This window comes from Thermomonas sp. (assembly GCF_020850895.1).
Lineage (GTDB): Bacteria > Pseudomonadota > Gammaproteobacteria > Xanthomonadales > Xanthomonadaceae > Thermomonas.
In genome coordinates this window covers 82,328-91,515 of sequence record NZ_JADZDS010000022.1, presented here as the reverse complement: position 1 = coordinate 91,515, position 9,188 = coordinate 82,328, and the positions used below count along the sequence as shown (strand labels likewise).

The window sequence follows — 9,188 nt, the reverse complement described above, 5'->3', positions numbered from 1 at the left end:
TTGGCGGGATCGCCAATTTCACCCTGCTGCCCGCGCAGGGCGTGGTGCGCGGTTTCGATACCGGCCCGGCCAATGGCCTGATGGACGCCTGGTGCCTGCGCCATACCGGACAGGGCTTTGACGAGGGTGGCGCGTTCGCGGCCACCGGGGAAGTCGATGCCGCGCTGCTGGCGCGCCTGCTGGACGAACCGTGGTTTGCGCAGCCGCCGCCAAAGTCGACCGGCCGCGACCAGTTCCATCTGGACTGGGTGGAGGCCGCCCTGAGCGGCGAGGAGACTCCCGCCGACGTGCAGGCAACCCTGCTGGCGCTGACTGTGCGCAGCGTGGCTGATGCCTTGCGCACCGGCCAGCCGCAGACGCAGCGCGTCATCGCCTGCGGTGGCGGCGTGCACAACCCGGTGCTGATGGCGGCATTGGCCAAGGCAATGCCTGAGGTGACTGTCGACACCACGACACCACACGGGCTGGATCCCGATTTCGTCGAAGCAATGGCCTTCGCCTGGCTGGCCCGCGAATATCTGGCTGGCCGGCCCGGCAACCTGCCGGCGGTGACCGGCGCGGCCGGGCTACGGGTGCTGGGCGCGCTTTATCCGGCCTGAGCCGCCGGATCGAAGACCCGCGCGCGCAGCTTCGGGGTCAGCCACACGTACAGCAGTGCCGCCGGGATCAGGGCCAGCACGGTGATGACGAAATACATGCCATAGCCGGTCGCCATGACGATCCCGCCGGCGAAGAAGCCAAGGACCTTGCCCGGCAGGTTCACCAGCGAACTGAGCAGGGCGTATTGGGTGGCGGTGTGCTTCGGATTGACCAGCGCCGACAGGAAGGCCACCGTCGGCGGCCCGAGCATGCCGAGGGTGAAGTTCTCTGCCGAAATCACCGCGGTAAGTATCACCAGATCGCCCTTGTGCACCATCAGCAACAGATACAGCAGGTTGCAGCTGCCGCAGACCAGCATCATCAGGCCCAGCGACTTCCACGCGCCCATCCGGGTCACCAAGGCACCGCCGCAGAACACGCCAAGGATGCCGACCCACACGCCCCACAGCTTGGTGATCGTGCCAATCTGGGTCTTGGTGAAGCCCTGGTCGATGTAGAACGGGCTCATGATGCCGCCAATGGTGGCCTGCTCCGGCACCTTGAACAGCAGGATGTAGGCGAGCACGGTCAACGCCAACACCCAACCGAAACGGCGGAAGAAGTCCGCGAAAGGATCCACCACCGCGCCCACCATCGCATCGCGCCAGCGCGGGTGGCGTTTTCCGAGTTGGACCTCCGGCTCACGCGCCATCAGGTTGGCAACCAGCGGGATCAGCATGGCGGTCGCCATCGCCACGTAGACCAAGGACCAGGCGATGTGGTCGGCCATGATCGCGGCAAACGCGCCGGCCACGATCAAACCGATGCGATAGCCCAGCGAGTAGGTCGCCACCAGCGCACCCTGCGCGTCCACCGGGGCGATCTCGATGCGGTAGGCATCCACGGCGATGTCCTGAGTGGCACCGAAAAACGCCACCCCGAGCGTTGCCGCGATGAACATGCCCAGTTGTGTCGGCGTGATCGCCGCCATCGCCAACAGGCTCACGATCACCCCAAGCTGCGCCATCAGCAGCCAGCCGCGGCGACGCCCCATCCGCGCGAACACCGGCAATCGCCAATGATCAAGCAGCGGCGCCCACACAAACTTGAAGGCATACAGCATGCCGGCGCTGGCGATCATCGTGATGTCCTTCAGCACGATGTGGTTGTCCTTCAGCCAGAACGCGAGCGTTCCGGCAACCAGAAGGAATGGCAGACCGGAGGAGAACCCGAAGAAGAACATGGTACCGGCGGCTGGCTGGCGGAAGGACTGCCAGACGGAGGGCTTGTTCGGCTTGGACGCGGTGTTCAATCGGCGTACTCCACCAGCAAGGGGGCGTGGTCGGAAAACTTCGGTTCCGGGAAGATTTCGGCGTGGCGGATGCCGGCGGCGATCCCCGGCGTGCAAATTTGGTAATCGATCCGCCAGCCGACGTTGTTGGCGCGCGCGCCACCGCGCTGCGACCACCACGAATACTCCACCGCGTCCGGCTTGGCGACCCGGAAGGCGTCCTTCCAGCCATGCGCCGGCGGCGTGATCAAGCCGTCGTGGCAATCATCGGCAATCAAGCCACTGAGCCAGGCACGCTCGTGCGGCAGGCAGCCGGAGTTCTTCTGGTTGCCGGTCCAATTCCTGATGTCGTTCTTCGCCCGCACGATGTTCCAATCACCGCACAACACGTACTCACGGCCGCTGGCCAGCCAGCCGTCCATGATCGGTTTCAACCAGGCCAGCACCTCTTCCTTGAAGCCTTGCCGCTCCTCACCGGAGCTGCCGGACGGAATGTAGAAGCTGACCACCGACAGCTTGCCGAAGCGTGCCTCGAGGTAGCGCCCTTCGTCATCGAACGGCGCCCAGCCCAGCGCGGTGCGCACCTCGTCCGGTTCCCGCCGGCTGTAGATCGCCACCCCGCTGTAGCCCTTTTTCTGCGCATCCTTGCACCAGCGCCGGTAGCCGGATGGACGGAATACCGCATCGTCCAACTGGGATTCCTGCGCCTTGGTCTCCTGCACGCACAGTACGTCGATGTCCTGCGCGACGAACCAGTCGAAAACCCCCTTGCTGGCGGCCGAACGCAGGCCATTGGCGTTAAAGCTGAGGATGCGCATGGGGCAGGGCGGGGATCCGTGGCGGGGGATGAAAAACGGCAATCTTGCGATCGCCCGGAGTTCACAAGCATAAGCGCAACTGTGGGGAGGCATGCGCTACGCTTGCACCCACGCCCCTGCATGATGCCGACAACCCGATGACAGCCGACCACCGCCGCCGCTTCCTGCAGCTCGCGCTGGCAGCCGATGCACTGCGATTCGGCCAGTTCACGCTGAAATCGGGGCGCGTCAGCCCGTATTTCTTCAACGCCGGTCGCTTCGATTCGGGCGCGGTGCTGGCAGGACTCGCCGCCTGCTATGCGGATGCAGTGGACGCCGCGAAACTGGAATTCGATTTGCTGTTCGGCCCGGCCTACAAGGGGATTCCACTGGCCACGGCACTGGCCTGCGAGTTCGCCCGTCGCGGCCGCGACCTGCCGCTGGCATTCAATCGCAAGGAGGCCAAGGACCATGGCGAGGGTGGAAGCCTGATTGGTGCCGGGCTTTCCGGTCGCAATGTGCTGATCGTGGACGACGTCATTACCGCGGGTACGGCGATCCGTGAATCGCTCTCGATCATCGCCGAGGCCGGCGGCAAGGCAACAGGTATCGTCATCGCACTGGACCGACAGGAACGCGTGCACGAGGGGGCCGCCGAATCAGCCGCGCAATCGGTGTCGCGGGAACACGGGATCCCGGTGATTGCGGTGGCCGGCCTGGACGACCTGCTTGCGTTCGCAGCGGAAAACGGCGAACTTGATGGCCATCGCGACGCCCTGTCCGCCTACCGCACGCACTATGGCGTGGGTTGAACCGTCTGCCGCGTGGAGGAGGTTGCAATGTCGATACCTGGCCGCACCATCGCGTTACTTGCGGCCCTGGCTGTGGCCGGAAGCGGCGCCGCCATGGCCCAAAGCCAGCCGCCAGCCCAGAAGCGGATCTATTGCTGGGACGAGGGTGGAAGGCGAGTCTGTGGGGATGCGCTGCCTGCGTCTGCAGCCAATTCGGCACGCACGGAGTTCAGTGCGCGGACCGGGCTGGAAACGGGTTCGGTCGGGCGCGCACTGACGGCTGACGAACGCATTGCGGCCGCGGCGGCGGTCAGGGCGGCGCAGTTGCAGGCCGATGCGCAGGCCGCGCAGCGCCGGCGCGACTTGGCGATGGTCGAGTCCTACCGCAGCGAGGAAGAGCTTCGGCAAGCCTATGGCGAGCGGACCGGGCTCCTGGATGAGGCAATCAAGTCCAGTCAGCTGGGGGTTTCCAATCTTCGCCTGAGCCTGCTTTCGCTGTTGCAGCAGGCAGGGGACAAGGAACTGGCCAATGCACCTGTGCCGCAGGGACTGACCAGCACCATCCGAGGACAGCACTCCGAACTGCTGCGGCAGCAGCAGATCCTGCGCAATCAATTGTCCGAACGGGCCGCGTTGGAAACCGAGATGCAGGATTCCTTGCAACGGTATCGGGAAACCCGCATGGAAACCGATGCCGGTGCCACCCAGGGCGCGGCTGCATCCGCTTCACCGGCGCCTTCCGCGCCAGTGCCGGCGACCCATTGAAGCCGAGGCCGGGCACGTCCCCGCGAACGTCTCAGAACGGCAGCTGCAGGTCCGGTTCCAGTGCCAGCATGTTGCTCGAGAACACCCGCTGGATGCGCGCCATGGCTTCGTTGCTGTCGGCGTCGAAGCGCATGACCAGCACCGGGGTGGTGTTGGACGCGCGCACCAGCCCCCAGCCATCCGGCCAATCCACGCGCACGCCGTCGAGGCTGGTCAGGCGGCCACCTTCGAACGTGGCTGAAATGCGCAGGCGGTCGACGAATTCGTGGGGGTCCGTCTCATCCGGCAATTCGACCTTGATCTCGGGGGTCGAAATCCCATCAGGCAGAGCGGCGAACACGTCTTCGGCCGGCTGGCCCTGCACGTCGAGGATCTCGAGCAGCCTCGCCGCAGCGTAGATGCCGTCGTCGAATCCGTACCAGCGCTCTGCGAAGAAGAAGTGACCACTCATTTCGCCGGCGAGCGCGGCATCGGTCTCGCGCATCTTGGACTTGATCAGCGAGTGCCCGGTCTTCCACATCATCGGGCTGCCGCCGTGACGCAGGATCTGGGTCGACAGGCGCGCAGTGCACTTGACGTCGTAGACGATCACCGCGCCCGGGTTGCGCTCCAGCACGTCGGCCGCGAACAGCATCAGCAACCGATCCGGGTAGATGATCTTGCCGGACTTGGTGACGACGCCGAGGCGGTCGCCATCGCCATCGAATGCCAAGCCGATGTCCGCATCGAGTCTCTGGACCATCTGGATCAGCGCCTCGAGGTTGCGTGGTTCGCTGGGATCCGGATGGTGGTTGGGGAAATCGCCGTCGATGTCGCAGAACAACGGCGTGACGTCGGCGCCAAGCGCGGACAGGACTTGCGGGCCGATCTCTCCGGCCACCCCATTGCCGGCGTCGACCACGACTTTCAGGCGCTCGCCGATCTGGACATCGCCGGCGATGCGCTGCACGTAGTCGTGGCTGATGTCTCGTTCGACGAGCGTTCCCGGGGCCTGCGCTTCCAGCAGCCGATCCTCGGCGATCCGAGCATGCAGGTCCTTGATCGCGGCCCCGGCGAGGGTTTCGCCACCAACCACGATCTTGAAACCGTTGTAGTCGGGTGGATTGTGGCTGCCCGTAATCGCCACGCCACAACCCGTACGCAGGTGGTAACAGCCGAAATACACGACCGGGGTCGGCACCATGCCGATGTCGATCACGTTGCGTCCGGCCTTGCGCAGGCCGGAGATCAGGCCCTGCATCAGTTCCGGTCCCGACAGGCGGCCGTCGCGACCGACCACGATCGAATCCAGTCCTTGTTCAGCCATGCTCGATCCGATCGCTTGGCCGATCAATTCGGCCACACCGCTGTCGAGGGAGTGGCCAATGACCCCGCGGATGTCGTAGGCGCGGAAGATGCGGTGGTCGATCACGACCGGAGCCTTTTCCCTCGCAGGCTTGGGTTCTTCCTTGATGCGCTCGGTCAGCGTGCGCTCCACCGCCGGTTTCGCGGGTTCCAGTTCCGCCAGGGTCGGGCCGGCTTCCACCTCGACCTGCCCGCCCATGGCCAGCAGGCGTGGGCGCAGGATCAGCCACAGCGCGGCCGCAATCATCGTGAGCACCAGCCCGAGCACGATTCCCGCCGGACCGCCCAAGCCGAATGGCACCTGGGTTTCGTCCGGCGTGGCAGCCACGATGCGCATTTCACTGTCGGGGATCTTGACCGCCAGTGCTTCCGCTGACTGATTGAGGTCCTTGTCACCGATTTCAACCACACTCTGCTGGCCCTGGCGCAGGGCCAAATAAACGGCGCCCGGCATTTGGACCGTATCGAACGTGTTGCTCAAGCTGTCCATGGGCAGTTCGACGTAGACCACCAACGCTTGTGTCGTGCGAACAGGTGTGGCCATCGCCAGTCGATGGGTTCCACCCTTCTGCACGATCCGCACGCTTGTCTTGCCGGTGGACAGGGCAGCCTCGGCAGCTGCCAGAGTGCCGAAACCGCTGTGCGGCAGGCCGGCATACAGGCTGTCCAAGTCCGCCGGCCAAGCCTCGGCGCGGAGCAATCCCGGCCATGCCTTGCGCAGTGCGGCTGCTCCCTGGGCCCCCCCCAGGACCAACGCCGCCTTGACGTCCGCCGCCGCCAGCCTCGCGGCAAGGGCGCGACGCTGCTCGTCCAAGCCTCGCCGGATGGTCGTGGCGACTTCGTCACGTGCTGCTTCGAGGGCATGGATGCGGTTGTCATCGCGCAGGCGCAAGCCTCCGGTGACAAGGCACCAGAGCGCCAGCGCCGAGATCAGCCCGACCAGCCACGGCAATGCCCGCGCCGCCTGCAGCGGGTCAAACTCCAGTTTGGGTCGACCTTCACCAGCGGACTCATCCTTGTCACGTTTGCCACCCAGACCCAACACTGCCATGGACGCTCCCCCTTCAGCGAATTCCAGTATGGCCGAAGCCACCCTGCCCGCGCGCACTCTCCTCGAAAGTATCCACCACCTGCAGTTCGGCGTGAATCACCGGCAACAGGACAAGTTGGGCGATCCGGTCGCCGGGTTGGATGGTGAACGCCTCCTGCCCGCGATTCCACAGGCTGACCATGAGCGGGCCTTGATAGTCAGCATCGATCAGTCCGGTTCCGTTGCCCAGGACGATGCCATGCCTGTGCCCAAGACCCGAGCGGGGCAGGATGACTGCGCACAGGCCGGGATCGCCGATATGGATGGCAAGGCCGGATGGGACCAGTGCGGTCGCTCCCGGGGCCAATTCCAGGTCCGCGTCCAGTGCGGCGCGCAGATCCATCCCGGCACTGTGGTCAGTGGCATATGCGGGCAGTGGCCAGTCCTGCCCGTAACGGGCGTCCAGCACCCTGGCCTGCACCGTAAGCGCGCTCATGCAGTGTCCTTGCGCAGGCGTGCGGAAATCAGGTCCAGCAGGGACGCGGCCAGCGCATGCTTGGGTGCGGGCCCAAGGGGGCGTTCGCCGCTGCCGTCGATGACCAGCAGCGCGTTGTCGTCGCTTTCGAACCCGCAGCCAGGAAGCCCGACCTGATTGGCGCAGATCATGTCCAATCCCTTGCGTTCGAGTTTGCTGCGGGCATAGGCCGCCACGTCGTTCGTCTCCGCAGCGAACCCCACCACCAAGGTCGGTCGCTGGGGGTGGGCGGCGACTTCAGCGAGGATGTCCCGGGTCTTGATCAACTCGAGCACCAATACATCTTGGCCGGGTTGCTTCTTGAGTTTGCGGTCCAAGGCGGCGCGCGGAGTGAAATCGGCCACCGCAGCGGCACCGATAAAGATGTCGCAGGGAAGCGCATCCATCACCGCTTGGTGCATCTGTGCCGCGCTGCGCACGTCCACCCGGAGGACCGCGGCTGGCGAAGGCAAGTGCACGGGCCCGGCCACCAGCACGACTTCGGCGCCTCGTCGTGCCGCGATGTCCGCAATGGCGAAGCCCATCTTGCCGCTGCTGCGGTTGCCCAGGTAGCGCGCCGGATCGATGTCCTCGAATGTCGGGCCTGCGTTGACGACGATGCGCAAGCCTGCCAGTGGCGTATTCATGCCATGGCCTCGATGGCGGCGAGGATGGCGCCAGGCTCGGCCATGCGTCCTGGCCCGGATTCGCCTTCGGCCAGTGGGCCCTCCTCCGGACCGACCACGCGCACTCCGCGACCCAGCAAGGTTGCGATGTTGGCCTGGGTCGCGGGGTGATTCCACATGCGATGGTTCATCGCCGGGGCGACCAGCAGTGGGGCTTCGGTGGCAAGGCACAGGGTGGATACGAGGTCATCAGCCAGTCCGTGTGCAATCCGTGCCATCGTGTTTGCGGTTGCCGGTGCCACGACCACCTGTTGGGCCCACGCCGCCAGTTCGAGATGCCCCATGCCGGCTTCCGCCTGCACGTCCCACAGGCTTGTGCGCACGGGGCGATGCGACAGTGCCTGGAAAGTCGACACGCCGACGAAGCGTTGCGCGTTTTCGGTCATCGCGACCTGCACGCTGGCACCTGCGTCTCGCAGCAGGCGCACGAGGGCAGCTGATTTGTAGGCAGCGACGCCCCCGCACACGCACAGCAGTACGCGGTAGTCGCCGTTGGGGAAACGCGGAGACTGCATTCGGGCCATTCCCTGACCTCATTCCAGCCCCGAAGCTTACCCGAAGCTGGGGCAAACGCCGCTTCCGAGCGTGCCCGGGCTCATGGACGATCGCCACATGCATATTCGCGACTGGCCAGAATCCGAACGCCCCCGTGAAAAGCTGCTGGCCCGCGGCCCCGGCCACCTGTCCGATGCGGAGCTGTTGGCCCTGTTCCTCGGCTCCGGCAGCGCCGGGCTCAACGCCGTCGGCAGTGCACGTCGGCTGTTGGGGACTGGCGGCGGGCTGCGCCGCCTGCTGGATCTCGACGCACCGGCGCTGACCCGGTTACCTGGCATCGGCCCGGCCCGCGCCTGCCTGCTGGCTGCCGCGCTGGAACTGAGCCAGCGTCACCTGGCCGCACAACTCGAACGCGGCGAAGCCCTGGGCGAACCGCGTGCCGCCGGGCGCTATTTCGCCCAGCGCCTGCGCAGCCTTGGACATGAGGCATTCGCCGTGCTCTATCTGGATACCCGCCACCGCGCACTGGGCTTCGAGGAACTGTTCCGCGGCGGCATCGACGGCGCCGAAGTCCATCCGCGCATCATCGTCCAGCGTGCTCTGGCGCACGGGGCGGCGGCGGCCATGGTCGGCCATAACCACCCCAGCGGAAACCCGCAGCCCAGCGCCGCCGACCGCGCCGTGACCATGCGGCTCAAGCAGGCGCTGGCCCTGATCGATGTGCGCCTGCTCGACCACTTCGTGATCGGTGACGGCCCGCCCACCTCGATGGCGGAACTTGGGATGGTCTGAAGCCCCCCAACGCGGCCAACCTCGGCTCCGCCCATGCAGGCATCACCCCCGCGCTGCAGGAGCCTGCGCAAGCGCTCGCGTACAATGGAGGATTGATGAATCGC

Annotated in this window: 8 protein-coding genes and 1 pseudogene; 4 read left to right on the top strand and 5 right to left on the bottom strand. The window is 65.9% G+C overall.

Annotated features, from left to right (window positions below; translation table 11 throughout):
• Window positions 1-599: anhydro-N-acetylmuramic acid kinase (locus IT472_RS02365; RefSeq protein ID WP_297177789.1), on the top strand; the 599-nt coding region annotated here is incomplete at its 5' end.
• On the opposite strand, the gene IT472_RS02360 is transcribed toward IT472_RS02365, so the two are convergent.
• Both IT472_RS02360 and IT472_RS02355 read right to left on the bottom strand, forming a co-directional pair.
• Window positions 587-1,891 (bottom strand): MFS transporter, encoded by a 1,305-nt coding sequence (locus IT472_RS02360; protein WP_297177786.1) that lies wholly within the window; start codon window positions 1,889-1,891, stop codon window positions 587-589. The genes IT472_RS02365 and IT472_RS02360 overlap by 13 nt on opposite strands.
• The gene (locus IT472_RS02355) at window positions 1,888-2,688 is read right to left on the bottom strand and encodes an exodeoxyribonuclease III (protein WP_297177784.1); all 801 of its coding nucleotides are present in this window, start codon (window positions 2,686-2,688) and stop codon (window positions 1,888-1,890) included. Before IT472_RS02355 ends, IT472_RS02360 begins: the two co-directional genes overlap by 4 nt.
• Before the next feature lie 137 nt (window positions 2,689-2,825).
• Here IT472_RS02355 and pyrE point away from each other — a divergent pair, with 137 nt between their 5' ends.
• Both pyrE and IT472_RS02345 read left to right on the top strand, forming a co-directional pair.
• A complete protein-coding gene (pyrE, locus tag IT472_RS02350) occupies window positions 2,826-3,479 on the top strand; it encodes an orotate phosphoribosyltransferase (RefSeq protein WP_297177781.1) in 654 nt (217 codons plus the stop codon).
• Window positions 3,480-3,506: 27 nt separating this feature from the next.
• Complete coding sequence (locus IT472_RS02345; RefSeq protein WP_297177778.1) at window positions 3,507-4,223, top strand: hypothetical protein; 717 nt, start codon at window positions 3,507-3,509, stop codon at window positions 4,221-4,223.
• Between the two features lie 31 nt (window positions 4,224-4,254).
• On the opposite strand, the gene IT472_RS02340 is transcribed toward IT472_RS02345, so the two are convergent.
• The 3 genes and pseudogenes from IT472_RS02340 to coaBC form a co-directional block, all read right to left on the bottom strand.
• The gene (locus tag IT472_RS02340) at window positions 4,255-6,618 is read right to left on the bottom strand and encodes a phosphomannomutase/phosphoglucomutase (RefSeq protein WP_297177775.1); all 2,364 of its coding nucleotides are present in this window, start codon (window positions 6,616-6,618) and stop codon (window positions 4,255-4,257) included.
• Between the two features lie 13 nt (window positions 6,619-6,631).
• Window positions 6,632-7,093, bottom strand: a complete 462-nt coding sequence (gene dut / locus IT472_RS02335; protein WP_297177772.1) for a dUTP diphosphatase — start codon at window positions 7,091-7,093, stop codon at window positions 6,632-6,634.
• Window positions 7,090-8,312, bottom strand: a pseudogene (gene coaBC / locus IT472_RS02330) (bifunctional phosphopantothenoylcysteine decarboxylase/phosphopantothenate--cysteine ligase CoaBC). Before coaBC ends, dut begins: the two are co-directional and overlap by 4 nt.
• Before the next feature lie 97 nt (window positions 8,313-8,409).
• Between coaBC and radC the strand changes: the two are divergent.
• Window positions 8,410-9,084 carry a DNA repair protein RadC gene (radC, locus tag IT472_RS02325; RefSeq protein ID WP_297177769.1) on the top strand — a complete coding sequence of 225 codons (675 nt, stop codon included), beginning with the start codon at window positions 8,410-8,412 and terminating at the stop codon, window positions 9,082-9,084.
• Window positions 9,085-9,188: the final 104 nt, after the last annotated feature.

Bases quoted from the DNA above. Each gene is read 5' to 3' on its own strand.
- dut (WP_297177772.1), bottom strand. From the start codon at position 7,093: ATGAGCGCGCTTACGGTGCAGGCCAGGGTGCTGGACGCCCGTTACGGG.
- IT472_RS02345 (WP_297177778.1), top strand. From the start codon at position 3,507: ATGTCGATACCTGGCCGCACCATCGCGTTACTTGCGGCCCTGGCTGTG.
- IT472_RS02355 (WP_297177784.1), bottom strand. From the start codon at position 2,688: ATGCGCATCCTCAGCTTTAACGCCAATGGCCTGCGTTCGGCCGCCAGC.
- radC (WP_297177769.1), top strand. From the start codon at position 8,410: ATGCATATTCGCGACTGGCCAGAATCCGAACGCCCCCGTGAAAAGCTG.
- IT472_RS02340 (WP_297177775.1), bottom strand. From the start codon at position 6,618: ATGGCAGTGTTGGGTCTGGGTGGCAAACGTGACAAGGATGAGTCCGCT.
- pyrE (WP_297177781.1), top strand. From the start codon at position 2,826: ATGACAGCCGACCACCGCCGCCGCTTCCTGCAGCTCGCGCTGGCAGCC.